The organism is Lelliottia sp. F153, from assembly GCF_002870005.1.
Lineage (GTDB): Bacteria > Pseudomonadota > Gammaproteobacteria > Enterobacterales > Enterobacteriaceae > Enterobacter > Enterobacter nimipressuralis.
The window spans coordinates 51,731-71,496 of sequence record NZ_PKFT01000003.1 but is presented as its reverse complement, the minus strand read 5'-3'; the positions used below and the strand labels follow the sequence as shown (position 1 = coordinate 71,496).

The following is a 19,766-nucleotide window of genomic DNA, read 5'->3' as shown; positions in this document are numbered from 1 at the left end:
AGATTGGTTTTAAATCATACGGTTAGTAATATGAAACATAGTGTTGAAGTGATGATCCCGGAAGCGGAGATCAAAGCGCGTATCGCCGAACTGGGTCGTCAAATCACCGAACGTTATCAGGACAGCGGCAGCGATATGGTGCTGGTGGGTCTGCTGCGCGGCTCATTCATGTTCATGGCAGACCTGTGCCGTGAAGTTCAGGTGTCCCATGAAGTGGATTTCATGACCGCGTCCAGCTACGGCAGCGGTATGTCGACCACCCGTGACGTGAAAATCCTGAAAGATCTGGATGAAGATATTCGCGGCAAGGATGTGTTAATCGTAGAGGATATTATCGACTCCGGTAACACGCTCTCTAAAGTGCGCGAGATCCTGAGCCTGCGCGGCCCGAAATCCCTGGCGATCTGCACCCTGCTGGATAAACCGACTCGCCGTGAAGTTGACGTCCCGGTTGAATTTGTTGGTTTCTCGATTCCGGATGAGTTCGTGGTGGGTTACGGCATCGATTACGCACAGCGTTATCGCCATCTGCCGTATGTCGGGAAAGTGGTACTGCTGGACGAGTAATCTCAGCGGTCTAGCCCGGAAGCGCTGTGCTGACCGGGCCTGGAAAGCGTGAACGGCACATCTTAAGGCCGGGTAAGGCGAAGCCGCCGCCCGGCTTTTTTGCAGGTTATTTGTGGTTAACGTGCTTGAGCTTCAGGTTGGCAATCCCGGAACGATAGCGCTGCTCAAGGGTTTCGCGGTTGGTGGCGGTCACTTCCAGATTGCGCAGCAATCCATCATGGATACCGTACGCCCAGCCGTGAACGGAGACTTTCTGCCCGCGCTTCCATGCTGACTGCATGATGGTGGAATGGCCAAGGTTATAGACCTGCTCCATCACATTAAGCTCGCACAGGGTGTCGAGGCGACGCTCCTGCGGCATTTCGCCCAGCAGTGAGCTATGTTTGAACCAGATATCGCGAATATGCAGCAGCCAGTTGTCGATCAGCCCCAACTCCGGGTTTTCGACCGCCGCCTGCACACCACCGCAGCCGTAATGGCCGCAGATAATAATGTGCTCAACTTCCAGCACATCAACCGCGTACTGCACGACGGAAAGACAATTGAGATCGGTGTGAATGACCAGGTTTGCGACGTTACGGTGAACGAACAGCTCACCCGAATCAAGGCCTGTCAGGCGTTCCGCCGGGACGCGGCTGTCAGAGCATCCAATCCATAAAAAACGTGGATTCTGCGCCTTCGCCAGCTTCTCAAAAAATCCCGGGTCCTCTTCTACCAGCATTTTTGACCATAGTGCATTGTTGCTGATGAGTGTATCTATGTCATTCATAGAGGTTAACGACCTGTAACCGAGTAATAGCGTTGCGCTAATATAGGGTAACTCGACTTTTATTGAAACCACACAACGTGTGTCAGAACTATAGGTAAGTTTAATTCATGACTATCGCACTTGAGCTTAAGCAGCTTAAAAAAGTCTATCCGGGCGGCGTTCAGGCGCTGCGCGGAATTGATTTGCAGGTCGAAGCGGGGGATTTCTACGCCCTGCTGGGGCCGAATGGCGCGGGGAAATCCACGACCATCGGCATCATCAGCTCGCTGGTGAACAAGTCTTCGGGCAGCGTCGCGGTGTTTGGCTATGATCTCGAAAAAGATGTGGTCAACGCCAAACGTCAGCTGGGGCTGGTGCCGCAGGAATTTAACTTCAACCCGTTTGAAACCGTGCAGCAAATTGTGGTGAATCAGGCGGGTTACTACGGCGTAGAACGTCAGGACGCCATCGAGCGCAGCGAAAAGTACCTCAAACAGCTCGACCTGTGGGAAAAACGCGGCGAACGTGCGCGCATGCTCTCCGGCGGGATGAAGCGCCGTCTGATGATCGCCCGCGCCCTGATGCACGAACCAAAACTGCTGATCCTTGATGAGCCAACGGCGGGCGTGGATATCGAACTGCGCCGCTCGATGTGGGGTTTCCTGAAGGATTTGAACGACAAAGGCACCACCATCATTCTGACCACCCACTACCTCGAAGAAGCTGAAATGCTGTGCCGCAATATCGGCATCATTCAGCGCGGCGAGCTGGTGGAAAACACCTCGATGAAGAACCTGCTGTCCAAGCTGAAGTCCGAAACCTTTATCCTCGATCTGGCGGCCAAAAGCCCGCTGCCGAAGCTGGAGGGCTATCAGTATCGTCTGGTAGACACGTCGACGCTGGAAGTGGAAGTCCTGCGCGAGCAGGGCATTAACAGCGTCTTTGCGCAGCTGAGCGCGCAGGGCATTCAGGTATTGAGTATGCGTAACAAAGCTAACCGACTGGAAGAACTGTTTGTCTCGCTGGTCCAGGATAAACAAGGAGAGCAGGCATGATGCATCTTTACTGGGTGGCGCTAAAAAGTATCTGGGCCAAAGAGATTAACCGCTTTATGCGCATTTGGGTGCAAACTCTGGTGCCGCCGGTGATCACCATGACGCTCTATTTCATCATCTTCGGGAATCTGATTGGCTCCCGTATTGGTGAAATGCATGGCTTTACCTATATGCAGTTTATCGTGCCGGGCCTGATCATGATGGCGGTGATCACCAACGCCTATGCCAACGTAGCGTCGTCGTTTTTCAGCGCGAAGTTCCAGCGCAACATTGAAGAGCTGCTGGTGGCCCCGGTGCCAACGCACGTCATCATCGCCGGTTATGTGGGCGGCGGCGTGGCGCGCGGGCTGGCGGTAGGGATTCTGGTGACGGCAATCTCGCTGTTCTTTGTCCCGTTCCAGGTACATTCATGGATGTTCGTGGCGCTGACCCTGCTGATGACCGCGATCCTGTTCTCGCTGGCTGGCCTGTTGAACGCGGTGTTTGCGACCACTTTCGATGACATCAGCCTGATCCCGACCTTTGTCCTGACGCCGCTGACCTATCTCGGTGGGGTGTTCTACTCGCTGACGCTGCTGCCACCGTTCTGGCAGGCGCTGTCGCACCTGAACCCGATTGTCTACATGATCAGCGGCTTCCGCTTTGGCTTCCTCGGCATTACTGACGTGCCGCTGTTTACCACCGTCATCGTCCTCGCCGTCTTCATCATCGCTTTCTATATTCTGTGCTGGTATCTGATCCAGCGCGGACGCGGATTGCGCAGCTAATCCGCATCCCCGGCAGCACTCTGTCTGCCGGGGCATTTTCTTTGATAGTTATCACCATAAATTAATCTTCACTCCGCTAAACTACTTTCCCCTAAAGGAGAGACGCTATGTTGGGTTGGGTGATTACCTGTCATGATGACGATGCCCAGGCAATGCTCGATCGCCTGGAAAAAAAATTGGGTCCGCTGCCTCAGTGCCGGGCGGTGAACTACTGGCGCGGGCTGAGCACCAACATGCTAAGCCGTATGATGTGCGATGCGCTGCATGAGACGGATACCGGTGAAGGCGTCATTTTTATGACCGACAAATCGGGCGCCGCGCCCTATCGCGCCGCCGCGTTGTTGAGTCACAAGCATGAAAACTGTGAAGTGATTTCCGGGATTAATTACGCGTTGCTGGAGATGATGTACCCGTTGCGCGAAACGCTGAGCAGCGCGGAGTTCCGCGATACGCTGGTCGGGCAGGAGATCCCCGGCGTCAGTAGCCTCTGGCATCAGCAGCAGAAAAACCCGCCTTTTGTCCTGCTCCACGACCTGTATAAGAATTAAACATTGGTATTGATGTCGCTTTTGCTACAATGGCGACTGATTTTTAGTGTCGATAATAATCCCATGTTTATACGCGTTTTTTCCCTTCTGTTGCTGCTGGTCTCCGGTGGCGTCTCTGCCAGTTTATTAAGCCAACAGGGCTTACCCGCTCAATATATGCAAACCACTGAAGATGCGGCGATCTGGGCGCAGGTGGGCAACGAGGTTGTTAACGTCGGCAATGTGCGCGCGGGGCAGATTCTTGCAGTCGTTCCTACGGCGGCAGACTACTACGAATTTCGCTTCGGCTTTGGCACCGGGTTTATCGACAAAGGCCATCTGGAAAAGGTGCAGGGGAAACAGCGCGTTCAGGACAGTCTGGGCGATCTCAATAAACCGCTCAGTAACCAGAATCTGATCACCTGGAAAGACACCCCGGTGTATAACGCACCCAACAGCGGCAGCGCTCCGTTTGGTACGCTGAGTTCAAACCTGCGCTATCCCATTCTCAGCAAGCTGAAAGACAGACTCAACCAGACCTGGTTTCAAATCCGCATGGGCAACCGTCTGGCGTGGATCAGCAGCCTGGATGCACAGGAAGACAGCGGCATTCCGGTGATCACTTATCACCATATTTTGCGCGACGAAGAGAACACCCGCTTCCGCCACACCTCCACGACCACCAGCGTGCGCGCCTTTAACAACCAGATGACCTGGCTGCGCGATCAGGGCTACACCACGTTGACGCTGTATCAGCTGGAGGGCTACGTGCGCAATAAAATGAACCTGCCGGCCCGCGCGGTGGTGATTACCTTTGACGATGGTCTGAAGTCGGTCAACCGCTACGCGTGGCCGATTCTGAAGCAGTATGGCTTTAAGGCGACGGCGTTTATCATCTCGTCGCGAATTAAAGGCCATCCGCAGAAGTGGGACCCGAAATCACTGCAGTTTATGAGCGTGTCGGAGCTGAAAGAGATTCAGGATGTGTTTGATATCCAGTCGCACACCCACTTCCTGCACCGCGTCGATGGCAATAAACATCCTATTTTGCTGAGCCGCAGCTACCACGTCATTCTGTTTGATTTTGAACGCTCGCGGCGCTCGCTGGCACAGTTCAACCCGCGCGTGCTCTATCTCTCGTATCCGTTCGGCGGTTACGATGACAAAGCGGTGAAAGCGGCGAACGACGCCGGTTTTCATCTGGCGGTGACGACGGTAAAAGGGAAGGTGAAACCGGGAGATAATCCGTTCTTACTGAAACGCCTGTATATCTTAAGAACGGATTCGCTGGAGACAATGTCGCGGCTGATCAGCAATCAGCCGCAGGGGTAACATCAGGCAACCTGAACCGGTACGGCTTTCGCGGTACGTTTCATCTCGTTATCGCCGTCAAAATAGGCCACTTTAGGCTGCCAGCTGCGCGCCTGTTCGTCCGGCATGGTGACGTAGGTGGCGATAATCAGGATATCACCCACGTCAGCACAGTGTGCCGCCGCGCCGTTGACGGAGATGATTTTTGAGCCGCGCTCACCGGCAATCGCATAGGTAGAGAAGCGTTTGCCGTTGGTTACGTTGTAAATATCAATGGCTTCGTATTCGAGAATACCCGCCGCCTCAAGGAAATCCTGGTCAATCGCGCAGGAACCTTCGTAATGCAGGTCTGCCTGCGTCACTTTGACGCGGTGAAGCTTACCTTGCAGCATTGTGCGAATCATAACGTTACCTTTACTCTTCATGCAGTCCCTCTCCGGCTGGAGAGGGCAGGGTGGGGGGAAACATTCCCCAGGCAAATATTAGCGCAGTATTGCCCGATTTTTAGTCGCTGTCTACTGCGTCAGCTCAACCACTTTGTTGTCGATGAGACGCGCCTGACCGAGCCATGCGGCCACCAGAATCACCGCGCGTTTGCTGGTGTCTGAAAGCGCCAGCAGCGTGTCCGCATCGCGGATTTGAACGTCGTCGGCACGCAGCCCTTTTTCGTTCAGCTCCTGTTCCGCGATAGCGATAATCTCTTCCGCCGTCAGTTCGTTAGCTTCCAGCTTCTCCGCCATCGCGTTCATGACTTTGCTCAGCGCCGGCGCGATTTTGCGCTGGTCAGCGGTCAGATACCCGTTGCGTGAGCTAAGCGCCAGACCGTCTTTGGCGCGCACAATCGGCACGCCGACGATCTCGATGTCGTAGCCCATGTCTGCGACCATTTTGCGGATCAGGGCCAGCTGCTGGAAATCCTTCTCGCCAAAGCAGGCGATATCCGGCTGTACCAGGTTGAAGAGCTTGCTGACGATGGTCGAAACGCCGCGGAAATGCCCCGGACGGCTGGCCCCTTCGAGCATGGTTGAAATGCCCGGCACATCGACGAAGGTCGCCCCTTCGGTACCCTGCGGATAAATATCGTCAGGCGTGGGTGAGAAGACGAAATCCACATGGTGTTTTTTGAGCTTTTCACAATCTTCCTGCAGCGTGCGCGGATAGCGCGCCAGATCGTCGGCACGATCGAACTGCATCGGGTTAACGAAAATCGTCACCACGACGACATCGGCGCGGGCTTTCGCTTCGTCGACCAGTTTCATGTGGCCATCATGCAGATTGCCCATGGTCGGGACCAGGGCGATACGTTTACCCTCCTGACGCAGGCGGCGAATGTGCTGACGCAGCAGTGGCAAGGTTTCAATGATTAGCACAATGAGACTCCTTAATGGAAACTGTGTTCTTCAGCCGGGTAAACACCGGATTCGACGTCGGCAATATACTGCCTGACCGCAGCGCGCATGTCGCCCGCGGTGCTTAGGAAATTCTTCGCAAATTTAGGGATGTGGCCGCCGGTGATGCCGAAAGCGTCGTGCATCACCAGGATTTGCCCGTCGGTCACGTTGCCTGCGCCAATGCCAATCACGGGGATTGAGAGCGCTTCGGTGACGCGTTTGGCCAGTTCAACGGGCACACACTCCAGCACCATCAGCTGCGCACCGGCGGCTTCCAGCGCCAGCGCGTCGTCCAGCAGCGTTTGACCTGCTTCGCCGCGCCCCTGAACTTTATATCCGCCGAAAATATTCACCGACTGCGGCGTTAAACCGAGATGGCCGCAAACCGGCACCGCGCGCTCGGTCAGTTTTTTCACGGTGTCGACCAGCCAGGCTCCGCCTTCGATTTTCACCATATTGGCGCCTGCGCGCATCACGGCGGCGGCATTTTCGAAGGCTTGTTCTGGCGTGGCATAGGCCATGAAAGGCAGGTCGGAAAGCAGCAGGCACTCCGGCGCACCGCGACGAACGGCGCGGGTATGGTAAGCAATATCTTCTACCGTCACTGGCAGGGTGGAATCATGTCCTTGTACCGTCATCCCTAACGAGTCGCCGACCAGCATGACCTTAATGCCTTCGTCGGCAAACAGCTTCGCAAAGCTGTAGTCATAGGCGGTGATCGTGGCGAAGCGTTTTTTTTCCTGTTTGCATTTCTGCAATAAGGCGATGGTGGTTGGTTTCATAATGTTTCCTGATAGCCCAAAACGAATCTTTGCGCATTCTAACAGTAACATTCGGGGGAACAATGATTTTAGGCAACCGATTAACACCAATTATTTTAGGGGTTATCAGCAAAATAACGGGATTACCAGAGGGCGGGTTTTTCGGCGTTGAGCTGCTGCAAAATTGCCTGCAGCGATTCGCCGTTGGGGAAGGTTAATTCAGGGGCGACTTCCCACAGCGGCCAGAGCATAAAACCGCGATTTTTCATGTCGTAATGCGGCACCGTCAGGCGGTCCGTATTAATGACTTCATCACCGAACAGCATGATATCGAGATCCAGCGTGCGTGGTCCCCAGCGTTCTGCTTTACGCTGACGGCCCTGCTGAAGCTCAATACGCTGGGTGTTATCCAGCAAGGTTTCGGCATCGAGGGATGTTTCAAGCACCACGGCGGCGTTCAGGTAATCAGGCTGATCCTGCGGTCCGAGCGGCGGCGTGCGGTAAAACGCAGAAACCTGCACGAGGCGGCTCTGCGGGATCTCGCTTAACGCCTGAACGGCAGCATTAACCTGCTCCAGAGGAGAGGCCAGATTGCTGCCGATGGCGATATACGCGAGGGTCATGCACTGCCTTCGCGGCGCGGTGCGCGCTTGCGTGGGCGACGATGACGGCGACGCGGTTCTGGCTCTTCATCCAGATTGGTGAGCATCCCTTTCTGTTCCGGCGGAGCGGAAACCTGGAATTCGCCCCACCACTGGGCCAGACTTTGCAGCTCTTTGTTGTTCTCGATCTCAGCGCGCAGCGCCAGCAGATCGTAAGCCGCGCGGAATTTCGGATGCTCCATCAGCTTCCACGCGCGCTTGCCCTGACGGCGAGACATGCGCAATTGCAGCTGCCAGATATCGCGAACCAGCGTGGTGATGCGCTTAGGAATTGCCAGCGTACGGCAGGCTTCATCCAGCACGTCGTTGGCGGCGAGCGCGAAAGCATCGTAATAGGCCAGGCCGCTTTCCTGAGCAATTTTCTGCGCAGTTTCGAGCAGCGGATACCAGAACATTGCCGCGAACAGGAACGCCGGGTTCACACGCATATCGTTATGAATGCGGGTGTCAGTGTTTTTCAGCACCTGAGCGATAATGCGCTCCATCGGGCTGTCACCGCTTTCGGTGAAGTAGCGCACGATGGTCGGGAACAGCGGCTGGAAGAGGCTGTTTTCGCGCAGCAGCTTATAGGTTTCATACCCGTAACCGGCTTGCAGCATTTTCAGCGCTTCTTCGAACAGACGCGCCGGTGGCACGTCGTTGATAAGCGTCGCCAGACGCGGAATCGGCTCAGCGGTCTCTGGGCTTATCTGCATATTCAGCTTGGCAGCAAAGCGCACGGCGCGCAGCATGCGCACCGGATCTTCGCGGTAGCGAGTTTCAGGATTGCCAATCAGGCGAATCACGCCCTCTTTCAGGTCCTGTACGCCGCCCACGAAATCACGCACCGTGAAATCGGCCACGCTGTAGTAAAGGCTGTTGATGGTGAAATCGCGACGCTGGGCATCTTCTTCAATGGAACCAAAGATGTTGTCACGCAGCAGCATGCCGTTCTGGCCACGCTGAGAGGTCGTGCGATCTGTTGGTGCGCCGGCTTCGTGATGGCCACGGAAGGTTGCCACTTCGATAATTTCCGGACCAAACATCACGTGTGCAAGACGGAAACGACGGCCTACCAGACGACAGTTGCGGAATAATTTACGCACCTGTTCCGGCGTGGCGCTGGTCGTCACATCAAAATCTTTTGGTTTTTTGCCAAGCAGTAAATCGCGAACCCCGCCGCCCACGAGATAGGCCTCGTAGCCTGCTTTATTCAGACGATAGAGCACCTTGAGGGCATTTTCACTGATATCTTTGCGGGAAATAGTGTGCTGCTCACGCGGAATAACCGACATATGGGATTGAGCAATAGCGTCATTCGCTACGCTCTCATCGCGGCTTAGCACCTTACGGCAAAAATTAGCGACTCGAGTAAAAATAGTACACCTCGGTAGTGTGTTTCATATATTGGACAAAAAATTACACGTCATCTTTTATGCTGCCTCTGCGTTGGCTGCCTTCGCTCTCACGGGCCGTTTACAAGCGTAAACTCGCGGTGATTCACTCAGTTGCCGCCTTGATACAGCGGAGATGCTTCGTGTAAAAAGCGGCTAATCATAGCTCAGCGAGACGCATTTGAGAATGCTGGATTTTTGGCACGGCAGAGAGCGACCAGCCCTCGACGGCTTTTTTCAGCAATTCATCAACGGATAAATCCTGCCATTCATTGTTCACATTTTGGTTTAGAAATCGTAATGCGTCGATCAAAACGGGGCGCGGATCCCCGTCAGGCAGCGCGGGCGCGTGATTCTGCTTAGAAAGTTTATTCCCGTGTTCATTCAGCGCCAGCGGCAAATGAATATAGTCCGGAACCTTCCAGCCTAACTGATGGTAGAGCGAAATTTGTCGCACCGTCGGTTCAATCAAATCTGCGCCGCGCACAATTTCTGTCACGCCCTGAAAATGATCGTCCACCACCACAGCAAGATTATATGCAAATAAGCCATCGCGACGATGAATAATAAAATCTTCACGCGCCAGACGCTCATCGGCGGTAATTTCGCCGAGCAGTAAATCCTTAAAGCGGGTGACAGGATGATGCTGAAGCAGACGCACCGCCGCATTCTCTGGCCCGTTATTCAGGGTTCGGCAATGGCCGTCATAGACGCCGCCTGCCTGCTGAATACGCGCACGGGTGCAGGTGCAGTAATAAGACAGCCCTTGCTCATACAGCCACGCCAGCTGTTCGCGGTAAGCCTCGTGGCGGTTTGACTGCCACAATACCTCTCCGTCCCAGTTCAAACCGTAATGTTCCAGCTGACGCAGGATGGTTTCTGCTGCACCGGGAACTTCACGAGGGGGATCAATATCTTCGATACGCACGCGCCAGAGGCCGTGCTGAGAACGCGCTTGCAGGTAGCTGCCGAGAGCGGCGATGAGCGAACCAAAGTGCAGCTCACCAGAGGGAGATGGCGCAAAGCGCCCGATATAGTCGGATTGAGGCATAGTCACAGCAGACAAAAAGTCACAAGGCGGGAGTGACTCCCGCCTTTATGATCGTTACGACAGAACAGGAATTAACCTGCCATCTGTTTTTCGCGGATTTCAGCCAGCGTTTTGCAGTCGATGCACAGATCGGCAGTCGGACGCGCTTCCAGGCGACGAATGCCAATTTCCACACCGCAGGACTCGCAGTATCCGAAATCTTCGTCCTCGACCTTCTTCAGCGTTTTCTCAATCTTTTTGATGAGTTTGCGTTCGCGGTCACGGTTACGCAGTTCGAGGCTGAACTCTTCTTCCTGAGCGGCACGGTCTACCGGGTCCGGGAAGTTTGCTGCTTCGTCTTGCATATGGGTAACAGTGCGATCTACTTCATCCCTAAGTTGATTACGCCATGCTTCAAGAATACGCTTGAAGTGAGACAGCTGGGCTTCGTTCATATACTCTTCGCCCGGTTTCTCTTGGTACGGCTCCACCCCAGCGATGGCGAGAATACTCAGGGACGATGTTTTACGGTTTTGCCCTTCTTGCATGTTGCTTCTCCTTAACACGCACTATCGATCCCCGTGTGGGGGAAAAATCAGGTCGCTATAAATAGCAGATGCTTTTCCGTAAGGCAATTATCTAAACGTAACACTTGACAAGCCTGTGAGGAAAAGCGTATTTGCGCACGCGGCCAGAACACCAAATCGTCATCTTCTAACCCCTTATAACACAACGGGGAGCGTCGACTTCAGAGTCATATTATCGGCAGAAAGTTCCGCTTTATAAGCGAAAACTTCTACCCCCTGCTTTTGTGCCTCATTCAACAATTGTGCGTACTTTGGGTCAATGTGGCGGGCAGGTGAGAATCGTTCAATCGCTGAATGCAACACGGCAAACAGCAATACGGCGCGCTTGCCCGCCGCCGCAACACTCATTAGCTCTCGCAGATGCTTTTGGCCGCGTAGCGTCACCGCATCCGGAAAGTAGCCATTATCCCTGTCTGCTAACGTCACTGATTTGACTTCAATATAGCACTCAGGGCGGTCATCCGCCTGTAGCATGAAGTCAATTCTGCTGCCTTCCTCGCCATATTTCACTTCGCCTTTCAGCGTGCTGTAGCCCATAAGCTCTGGAATCAGCCCGGCGTCGATGGCCTCTTTCACCAGCGGGTTGGCGCGCTGGGTATTCACGCAGATAAAGGCCCCTTGCTGGGTCTCGGTGATTTCCCAGGTGTGCGCATATTTACGCTTAAGATTGGCAGAGGTGGAGTACCAGACCGTATCGCCCGGCGTGGCGCAGCCCGTCATCGCACCGGTGTTCGGGCAGTGCAACGTGAGATGCTCGCCCTCGGGGGTGATCACGTCGGCCAGAAAGCGCTTGTAGCGCTGAATCAGGGTGGCTTGCTGTAAGGCAGGGCTAAACTTCATCGTGAGTCCTTGATTATTCGCTTAACGTCCAGCGCGTCAGCGGCGTGTAGCGGGTGCGTCCCTGATGGAATACGGATTCGTAGAGGACAAATTCGGTCACCGGAAAGGCCCAGCTAAAGCCTGGGGCGGGAATGGCAACCGCATGCGCGGTATTACGCAGCAGGGTGAGGTGCGGGTGAAAGGGCTGCGGACTTTGATAGCAGCCACTGCGAGCGGCCTGGGCGCGCAGCAGATTCGCCAGCTGCAACAATCCGCGCGGCGGCTGACGCGTCCCGAGCCACACGACGCGAGAGCGCAGCCACTGCCCGGCGTCGTCCAGATTGAGGGTAAAACCCGGCTGGCGGATCCGCCCGGCCATCGCCGACAGCGCTTGCTGCTTTTCTGCGCTGACCTCGCCGAGAAACGCCAGCGTCAGATGTAAATTGGCGGCCGCAACCGGGCGGCCCGCTTCAGCCGGAAAATTCGCCGCGCGCCAGCGGACGATTTGCCGCTGAACAGTGGCCGGTGGCTCAATGGCGAAAAACAGTCGTTTTGAATCAGGCATAGGAGGGCTCGGTAATGATATGCGCCGATGCTACAATGTCCGCCGTCTAATGTTAACCCTCTGGAGCTGTTCGTGTCCTCATTGCCGGTCGCCGCCGTACTTCCCGAGCTACTTGCCGCGTTACAACATGCCCCTCAGATCCTGCTGAATGCACCCACGGGCGCCGGTAAATCGACCTGGTTGCCGCTGCAGATCCTCAAAGAGGGGAATATTCCCGGAAAAATTCTTCTGCTGGAGCCGCGCCGACTGGCGGCCCGCAACGTGGCACAACGCCTCGCCGAACTGCTGAATGAAAAGCCGGGCGAAACGATCGGCTACCGCATGCGCGCCGAAACCTGCATCGGCCCCGCGACGCGCCTCGAAGTGGTGACGGAGGGCATTCTCACCCGGATGCTGCAAAACGATCCGGAACTGAGCGGCGTGGGGCTGGTGATCCTCGATGAATTCCACGAACGCAGCCTGCAGGCCGATCTGGCGCTGGCGCTGCTGCTCGATGTTCAGCACGGGCTGCGCGACGATCTCAGGCTGCTGCTGATGTCGGCGACGCTCGACAACCCACGTCTGCAACAGATCCTTCCCGATGCACCGGTGATCGCCTCCGAAGGGCGGGCATTTCCAGTCGATCGCCGCTACCAGTCGCTGTCGGCGAACCTGCGCTTTGATGAGGCGGTCGCTATCGCTACCGCGGAGCTGTTGCGCCACGAATCTGGCTCGCTGCTGCTCTTTTTACCAGGCGTCGGCGAAATTCAGCGCGTGCAGGAGAAACTGGCGTCACGCGTTGGCAGCGATGTGCTGCTCTGCCCGCTATATGGCGCACTGTCGCTGAACGAACAGCGTAAAGCGATCCTTCCGGCACCTGCCGGGCAGCGCAAAGTGGTGCTGGCGACCAACATTGCCGAAACCAGTTTAACGATCGAGGGCATTCGTCTGGTGGTCGATACGGCGCAGGAGAGGGTGGCAAGCTTCGATCCGCGCACCGGCCTGACCCGCCTGCTCACGCAGCGCATCAGCCAGGCATCCATGACGCAGCGCGCTGGCCGCGCCGGACGCCTGGAGCCGGGGATTTGTCTGCACCTGACCAGCGCCGAGCAGGCGGAACGTGCGGCGACGCAGAGCACGCCGGAAATTCTGCAAAGCGATCTCTCCGGCCTGCTGCTGGAGCTGTTGCAATGGGGCTGCCCGGAACCGAGTCAACTGACCTGGCTCGATCAGCCGCCTGCGGTGAATCTGGCGGCGGCGCGCAGGCTGCTTACTCAGCTTGGTGCATTAGAGAATGAACGCCTGACACCTCGCGGCCAGAAAATGGCGACCCTTGGCAACGAACCGCGTCTGGCGGCGATGCTGGTGGCGGCAAAAGAGGAGGATGAAATCGCCACTGCCGCGAAGCTGGCGGCGATTCTGGAAGAACCTCCGCGCGGCGGGAGCAGCGATTTGGCCTCGGCCTTTTCGCGCAATCAGCCCAACTGGCAGCAGCGCGCCCAGCGGCTTTGTCAGCGCCTGAACCGCCGTGGCGGAGTGCTGGACAGCGATCTGATCCCCGGCCTGCTGGCGCAGGCTTTCCCGGATCGCATCGCACGCAGGAGGGGCATCGATGGCCGCTACCAGCTGGCGAACGGCATGGGCGCGATGCTTGACAGCGAGGACGCGCTCACTCGCCACGAATGGCTGATAGCGCCGCTGCTGTTGCAGGGCAGTTCGTCCCCGGACGCGCGAATTTTACAGGCGATAGCGGTGGATATCGACGCGCTCACACGCGCCTGCCCGCAGCTGTTGCAGCAGTCGGACACCATCGAGTGGGACGACGCGCAGGGCACCCTGAAAGCGTTTCGCCGCAGCCAGATCGGCAAACTGACCATCAGCGTTAAACCGCTGGCGAAACCGTCGGAAGACGAGCTGCATCAGGCGATGCTCAACGGAATTCGCGATAAAGGACTAACTGTGCTGAACTGGACGCCGGAAGCGGAACAGTATCGCCTGCGCTTACATTGCGCCGCGCGCTGGCTGCCAGAGTACCCGTGGCCCGAGGTGGACGACGATGCGCTGCTGGCCTCCCTGGAAACCTGGTTACTGCCAGAAATGGGCGGTGTGCACTCCCTGAAAGCGCTTAAATCACTGGATGTGAAGGCCGCGCTTGAGAATTTACTCGACTGGTCATTACGTCAACGACTGGTGAGTTCGCTCCCCTCGCATTACACTGTGCCGACCGGAAGCCGGATCGCCATTCGTTATCATGAGGATAATCCTCCGGCACTGGCGGTACGGATGCAGGAGATGTTTGGTGAAGCCACCACGCCATCGATAGCCGACGGGCGGGTTCCACTGGTGCTGGAGCTGCTGTCGCCCGCCCATCGTCCATTGCAAATCACGCGCGATCTCGGTGCTTTTTGGGCCGGTAGCTATCGCGACGTGCAGAAAGAGATGAAAGGGCGTTATCCGAAACACGTCTGGCCGGACGATCCGGCGAATACCGCGCCGACGCGGCGGACGAAGAAGTATTCATAGATTTTGAGAGATTTCTTCTTTCACCGTTGGGTGGAAGAAAAGAGAATCGGGCCATTGCGCCTGGAATGTTGCGGAGAGAAAGAATGGCGGGGAATGACCGCGAGCCAATAGGACGTAAGGGTAAACCTGCGCGTCCGGCGAAGGAAAAAATCAGCCGTCGTCGCCTCAGAGATGAGGATTATGACGATGACTATGAAGACGATGATGAGGATGAACCCATGCCGCGTAAAGGAAAAGGCAAAGGGCGGAAGCCTCGTGGCAGACGCGGCTGGTTCTGGCTGCTGCTGAAGCTGTTTATTGTATTTGTTGTTCTGATGGCGATTTACGGTGTGTACCTGGATCAGAAGATCCGCAGCCGTATCGACGGTAAAGTCTGGCAGTTGCCTGCGGCGGTGTACGGTCGCATGGTGAACCTTGAGCCGGACATGTCCATCAGCAAGAACGAAATGGTCAAACTGCTGGAAGCCACGCAGTACCGTCAGGTGTCGAAAATGACCCGCCCTGGCGAGTTTACCGTGCAGGCGAGCAGCATCGAGATGATTCGTCGTCCGTTCGATTTCCCGGACAGCAAAGAGGGGCAGGTGCGCGCGCGTCTGACCTTTGACGGCGACCATCTTGAAACCATCGAGAACCTGGACAGCAACCGTCAGTTCGGTTTCTTCCGTCTCGACCCGCGCCTGATCACCATGCTCTCCTCGCCAAACGGCGAGCAGCGCCTGTTTGTCGCGCGTAATGGCTTCCCGGATCTGCTGGTTGATACCCTGCTGGCCACCGAAGACCGCCACTTCTACGAGCACGACGGCGTGAGCCTGTACTCCATCGGGCGTGCGGTGCTGGCGAACCTGACGGCCGGTCGTACGGTGCAGGGGGCGAGTACCCTGACCCAGCAGCTGGTGAAAAACCTGTTCCTCTCCAGCGAACGCTCTTACTGGCGTAAAGCCAACGAAGCGTACATGGCCGTGCTGATGGACGCCCGCTACAGCAAAGATCGTATTCTTGAGCTGTACATGAACGAGGTGTATCTCGGTCAGAGCGGCGATAACGAAATTCGCGGTTTCCCGCTGGCGAGCCTCTACTACTTTGGCCGTCCGGTGGAAGAGCTGAGCCTCGACCAGCAGGCACTGCTGGTGGGGATGGTGAAAGGCGCGTCAATCTATAACCCGTGGCGCAACCCGAAGCTGGCGCTGGAGCGTCGTAACCTGGTTCTGCGCTTGCTGCAACAGCAGCAGGTGATCGATCAGGAGCTGTATGACATGCTGAGCGCGCGTCCGCTGGGTGTGCAGCCGCGCGGTGGCGTGATCTCGCCACAGCCTGCCTTTATGCAGATGGTGCGTCAGGAGCTGCAGACCAAACTCGGCGACAAAGTGAAAGATCTCTCCGGCGTGAAGATCTTTACCACCTTTGACTCCGTGGCGCAGGACGCTGCTGAGAAAGCTGCCGTTGACGGCATTCCGGTGCTGAAAAAGCAGCGCAAGCTGAGCGATCTGGAAACCGCAATGGTCGTCGTCGATCGTTATAGCGGTGAAGTGCGCGCGATGGTGGGCGGGGCAGAGCCGCAGTTTGCGGGCTACAACCGTGCGATGCAGGCGCGTCGTTCGATTGGTTCTCTGGCAAAACCGGCGACCTATCTGACTGCTCTGAGCCAGCCGAATCAGTATCGACTCAATACCTGGATTGCCGATGCGCCGATTGCGCTGCGTCAGCCGAATGGCCAGGTATGGTCTCCGCAGAACGACGATAAACAGTTCAGCGGCCAGGTGATGCTGGTGGATGCTCTGACGCGCTCGATGAACGTCCCGACGGTTAACCTCGGTATGGCGCTGGGTCTGCCGGCGATCACCGACACCTGGCAGAAACTGGGTGTGCCAAAAGATCAGCTGCACCCGGTGCCAGCGATGATTCTGGGGGCGCTGAACCTGACGCCTATCGAAGTGGCGCAGGCCTTCCAGACCATCGCCAGCGGCGGTAACCGTGCGCAGCTCTCTGCGGTGCGCTCGGTGATTGCTGAAGACGGTACGGTGCTTTATCAGAGCTTCCCGCAGGCAGAACGCGTAGTTCCCGCGCAGGCTGCTTATATGACCCTGTGGACCATGCAGCAAGTGGTGCAGCGCGGTACGGGTCGCCAGCTGGGCGCGAAATATCCGGGCCTGCATCTGGCGGGTAAAACCGGGACCACAAATAACAACGTCGATACCTGGTTTGCCGGGATTGATGGCCGTGAAGTGGTGATCACCTGGGTTGGACGCGATAACAACCAGCCGACCCGTCTGTACGGTGCGAGCGGTGCGATGTCCATCTACCAGCGTTACCTGACCAACCAGTCGCCGGTACCGCTGAACCTGACGCCGCCGGAAGATATCGTCGATATGGGCGTGGATGAGTCGGGTAACTTCGTCTGCGGCGGCGGGATGCGTTCCCTGCCGGTCTGGACGGACAAACCGGAATCGCTGTGCCAGCAAAGCCAGCCAGAACAGCCGACGGGCAATCCGTTTGAGCAGTCTCAGCCTCAACAGCAGCCGCAGCAGCAACAACAGCAGCAGCCGCAGAATGAGAAGAAAGACAGCGACGGCGTCGCAGGCTGGATCAAAGATATGTTTGGCAGTAACTAAGTCTGAGAATTCCCTCTCCTGCGGGAGAGGGAGTTTATTCACGCATAAAGAACATATTCCTAACCCTTATTTAATCCTGCTTTAACTCCTCATTTTCCCTCTGGTTATTTCTTAAACCCTCAATTCTTGTAGGGCCGCATATCGCTTGCTATGCCGCCAGCGTTTCGCATATTATTCTGCGGTCATAATAATAATTCTCGTTTACGTTATCATTCACTCTTTCATCAGAGATATACCAATGGCGCTCAAAACTGCTCAGCCAAAGAGTCCTTCGCTGCGTAAAATCGCGGTCGTTGTAGCCACAGCGGTAGGCGGCATGTCTGCTTTTGCACATGCGGCTGACACCCCCAAAAAAGAAGACACCATTACGGTGACGGCGGCCCCAGCGGCACAAGAAAGTGCATGGGGACCGGCGGCAACCATCGCGGCGCGTCAGTCCGCAACCGGCACCAAAACCGATACTCCTATTCAAAAAGTCCCGCAGTCTATTTCTGTGGTGACCGCCGAAGAGATGGCGCTGCATCAGCCACGCTCGGTGAAAGAGGCGTTGAGCTACACCCCAGGCGTTGCAGTTGGCACGCGTGGCGCATCAAACACCTATGACTATCTGGTCATTCGCGGTTTTGCAGCCGATGGTCAGAGCCAGAACAACTACCTCGACGGTATGAAGATGCAGGGCAACTTCTACAACGACGCGGTGATTGACCCTTATATGCTGGAGCGCGCTGAAATCATGCGCGGTCCGGTTTCCGTGCTGTACGGAAAAAGCAGCCCAGGCGGTTTGCTGAACATGGTGAGCAAGCGCCCAATGACGGAGCCGCTGAAAGAGATCCAGTTCAAAGTCGGCACCGACAGCCTGTTCCAGACCGGGTTTGACTTCAGCGATGCAATCGATGATGACGGCGTCTACTCCTACCGTCTGACCGGCGTAGCGCGTTCCAATAACGCCCAGCAGGAGCGTGCGGAAGAGCAGCGTTATGCTATCGCGCCGTCGTTCTCCTGGCGTCCGGATGACAAAACTAACTTCACCTTCCTCTCTTACTTCCAGAATGAGCCAGAAACGGGCTACTACGGCTGGTTGCCAAAAGAGGGTACGGTTGAGCCACTGCCAAACGGCAGCCGTCTGCCGACCGACTTCAACGAAGGTGCGAAGAACAATACCTACTCCCGTAACCAGAAAATGGTTGGGTACAGCTTCGACCACGAATTCAACGACACCTTTACCGTGCGTCAGAACCTGCGCTTTGCTGAGAATAAAACCTCGCAAAACAGCGTCTACGGTTACGGTGTCTGTACCGATCCGTCGAATGCGGGCAGCAAACAGTGTGCGGCCTTAGCGCCGGCGGACAAAGGTCATTATCTGGCGCGTAAATACGTGGTTGATGATGAGAAGCTGCAAAACTTCACCGTGGATACCCAGTTGCAGAGCAAATTTGCGACCGGTGCCGTTGACCACACCCTGCTGACCGGCGTTGACTTTATGCGCATGCGTAACGACATCAACTCCTGGTTCGGCTACGACGACTCCGTGCCGTTGCTGGATCTCTACAATCCGGTGTACACCGATTTCGATTTCAATTCGAAAGATCCGGCTACGTCCGGTCCGTATCAGATCCTGAACCGTCAGAAACAAACGGGCCTGTACGTTCAGGACCAGGCGCAGTGGGATAAAGTGCTGGTGACTCTGGGCGGTCGTTACGACTGGGCCGATCAGGAATCTTACAACCGAGTAGCCAATACCACCTCCAAACGTGACGATACCCAGTTCACCTGGCGTGGTGGCGTTAACTACCTGTTTGATAACGGCGTAACCCCGTACTTCAGCTACAGCGAATCCTTCGAACCGGCGTCTCAGACCGATGCGCAGGGTAAACTGTTCTCGCCGTCTAAAGGTAAGCAGTACGAAGCGGGCGTGAAATATGTGCCGAGCGATCGTCCTATCGTGTTGACCGGTGCGGTCTACCAGCTGACCAAAACCAACAACCTGATGGCTGACCCGGCAGGCTCATTCTTCTCCGTTGAGGGTGGCGAAATTCGTTCACGCGGCGTGGAAATTGAAGCTAAAGCGGCGCTGTCTGCGAGTGTTAACGTCGTAGGGTCTTACACCTACACGGATGCGGAATACACCACCGACACCAACTACAAAGGCAACACGCCTGCGCAGGTGCCAAAACACATGGCTTCCCTGTGGGGTGACTACACCTTCTTTGATGGCGCACTGTCTGGTCTGACCCTGGGGACCGGCGGCCGTCTGACCGGCTCCAGCTATGGCGACCCGGCGAACTCCTTCAAAGTGGGCAGTTACACCGTTGTCGATGCCCTGGTCCGTTACGATCTGGCGCGCTTCGGTATGGCCGGTTCCAACGTGGCGGTTCACGTCAACAACCTGTTGGATCGTGAATACGTCGCAAGCTGCTTCAACACCTACGGCTGCTTCTGGGGTGCTGAACGCCAGGTTGTCGCCACGGCGACCTTCCGCTTCTAATCTCTCT

The 19,766-nt window shown here is 56.3% G+C and carries 18 protein-coding genes; 8 read left to right on the top strand and 10 right to left on the bottom strand.

Translation table 11 applies throughout. The annotated features are described in order from the left end of the window. The first annotated feature begins 30 nt into the window (after positions 1–30). Positions 31–567 carry a hypoxanthine phosphoribosyltransferase gene (hpt, locus tag F153LOC_RS10095; RefSeq protein WP_100777590.1) on the top strand — a complete coding sequence of 179 codons (537 nt, stop codon included), beginning with the start codon at positions 31–33 and terminating at the stop codon, positions 565–567. Positions 568–673: 106 nt separating this feature from the next. Here the strand turns inward: hpt and can are convergent, their stop codons facing one another. Then, a complete protein-coding gene (gene can, locus F153LOC_RS10090) occupies positions 674–1,336 on the bottom strand; it encodes a carbonate dehydratase (protein WP_095280808.1) in 663 nt (220 codons plus the stop codon). Positions 1,337–1,443: 107 nt separating this feature from the next. On the opposite strand from can, the gene F153LOC_RS10085 reads away from it, so the two are divergent. The 4 genes from F153LOC_RS10085 (at position 1,444) to F153LOC_RS10070 (ending at position 4,996) form a co-directional block, all read left to right on the top strand. After that, entirely contained in the window at positions 1,444–2,370 is a 927-nt protein-coding gene (locus F153LOC_RS10085) for an ABC transporter ATP-binding protein (protein ID WP_100777589.1), read from the top strand. Then, the gene (locus F153LOC_RS10080; protein WP_100777588.1) at positions 2,367–3,137 is read left to right on the top strand and encodes an ABC transporter permease; all 771 of its coding nucleotides are present in this window, start codon (positions 2,367–2,369) and stop codon (positions 3,135–3,137) included. The genes F153LOC_RS10085 and F153LOC_RS10080 overlap by 4 nt, the downstream gene beginning before the upstream one ends. Before the next feature lie 107 nt (positions 3,138–3,244). Continuing rightward, on the top strand, positions 3,245–3,685 hold the full coding sequence (locus tag F153LOC_RS10075; RefSeq protein ID WP_102104616.1) for a PTS sugar transporter subunit IIA: 441 nt from the start codon (positions 3,245–3,247) through the stop codon (positions 3,683–3,685). Positions 3,686–3,748: 63 nt separating this feature from the next. Continuing rightward, positions 3,749–4,996: a polysaccharide deacetylase family protein gene (locus F153LOC_RS10070; protein WP_100777586.1), complete on the top strand. Its 1,248-nt coding sequence runs from the start codon at positions 3,749–3,751 to the stop codon at positions 4,994–4,996. A 2-nt stretch (positions 4,997–4,998) separates the two neighbouring features. Here F153LOC_RS10070 and panD read toward each other — a convergent pair whose 3' ends face one another. The 9 genes from panD to thpR form a co-directional block, all read right to left on the bottom strand. Then, positions 4,999–5,379 (bottom strand): aspartate 1-decarboxylase, encoded by a 381-nt coding sequence (gene panD / locus F153LOC_RS10065; RefSeq protein ID WP_095284178.1) that lies wholly within the window; start codon positions 5,377–5,379, stop codon positions 4,999–5,001. Between the two features lie 111 nt (positions 5,380–5,490). Beyond that, a complete protein-coding gene (gene panC / locus F153LOC_RS10060) occupies positions 5,491–6,345 on the bottom strand; it encodes a pantoate--beta-alanine ligase (protein WP_100777585.1) in 855 nt (284 codons plus the stop codon). Positions 6,346–6,356: 11 nt separating this feature from the next. After that, positions 6,357–7,148, bottom strand: a complete 792-nt coding sequence (gene panB, locus F153LOC_RS10055) for a 3-methyl-2-oxobutanoate hydroxymethyltransferase (RefSeq protein ID WP_102104617.1) — start codon at positions 7,146–7,148, stop codon at positions 6,357–6,359. A 122-nt stretch (positions 7,149–7,270) separates the two neighbouring features. Then, positions 7,271–7,750: a 2-amino-4-hydroxy-6-hydroxymethyldihydropteridine diphosphokinase gene (folK, locus tag F153LOC_RS10050; protein WP_102104618.1), complete on the bottom strand. Its 480-nt coding sequence runs from the start codon at positions 7,748–7,750 to the stop codon at positions 7,271–7,273. After that, positions 7,747–9,147: a polynucleotide adenylyltransferase PcnB gene (gene pcnB, locus F153LOC_RS10045; protein WP_100777582.1), complete on the bottom strand. Its 1,401-nt coding sequence runs from the start codon at positions 9,145–9,147 to the stop codon at positions 7,747–7,749. Before pcnB ends, folK begins: the two co-directional genes overlap by 4 nt. Before the next feature lie 175 nt (positions 9,148–9,322). Continuing rightward, positions 9,323–10,213 carry a tRNA glutamyl-Q(34) synthetase GluQRS gene (gluQRS, locus tag F153LOC_RS10040; protein WP_102104647.1) on the bottom strand — a complete coding sequence of 297 codons (891 nt, stop codon included), beginning with the start codon at positions 10,211–10,213 and terminating at the stop codon, positions 9,323–9,325. 71 nt (positions 10,214–10,284) lie between these two features. Further along, complete coding sequence (gene dksA / locus F153LOC_RS10035) at positions 10,285–10,740, bottom strand: RNA polymerase-binding protein DksA (protein WP_001155232.1); 456 nt, start codon at positions 10,738–10,740, stop codon at positions 10,285–10,287. A gap of 174 nt (positions 10,741–10,914) precedes the next feature. Beyond that, entirely contained in the window at positions 10,915–11,619 is a 705-nt protein-coding gene (gene sfsA / locus F153LOC_RS10030; RefSeq protein ID WP_100777580.1) for a DNA/RNA nuclease SfsA, read from the bottom strand. Positions 11,620–11,632: 13 nt separating this feature from the next. Continuing rightward, the gene (gene thpR / locus F153LOC_RS10025) at positions 11,633–12,163 is read right to left on the bottom strand and encodes an RNA 2',3'-cyclic phosphodiesterase (protein WP_102104619.1); all 531 of its coding nucleotides are present in this window, start codon (positions 12,161–12,163) and stop codon (positions 11,633–11,635) included. A gap of 72 nt (positions 12,164–12,235) precedes the next feature. Between thpR and hrpB the strand changes: the two genes are divergently transcribed. The 3 genes from hrpB (at position 12,236) to fhuA (ending at position 19,759) form a co-directional block, all read left to right on the top strand. Continuing rightward, positions 12,236–14,665 (top strand): ATP-dependent helicase HrpB, encoded by a 2,430-nt coding sequence (gene hrpB, locus F153LOC_RS10020; RefSeq protein ID WP_102104620.1) that lies wholly within the window; start codon positions 12,236–12,238, stop codon positions 14,663–14,665. 83 nt (positions 14,666–14,748) lie between these two features. Continuing rightward, on the top strand, positions 14,749–17,274 hold the full coding sequence (gene mrcB / locus F153LOC_RS10015; protein WP_102104621.1) for a bifunctional glycosyl transferase/transpeptidase: 2,526 nt from the start codon (positions 14,749–14,751) through the stop codon (positions 17,272–17,274). A 238-nt stretch (positions 17,275–17,512) separates the two neighbouring features. Then, the gene (gene fhuA / locus F153LOC_RS10010) at positions 17,513–19,759 is read left to right on the top strand and encodes a ferrichrome porin FhuA (RefSeq protein ID WP_102104622.1); all 2,247 of its coding nucleotides are present in this window, start codon (positions 17,513–17,515) and stop codon (positions 19,757–19,759) included. The last annotated feature ends 7 nt before the right edge of the window (positions 19,760–19,766 follow it).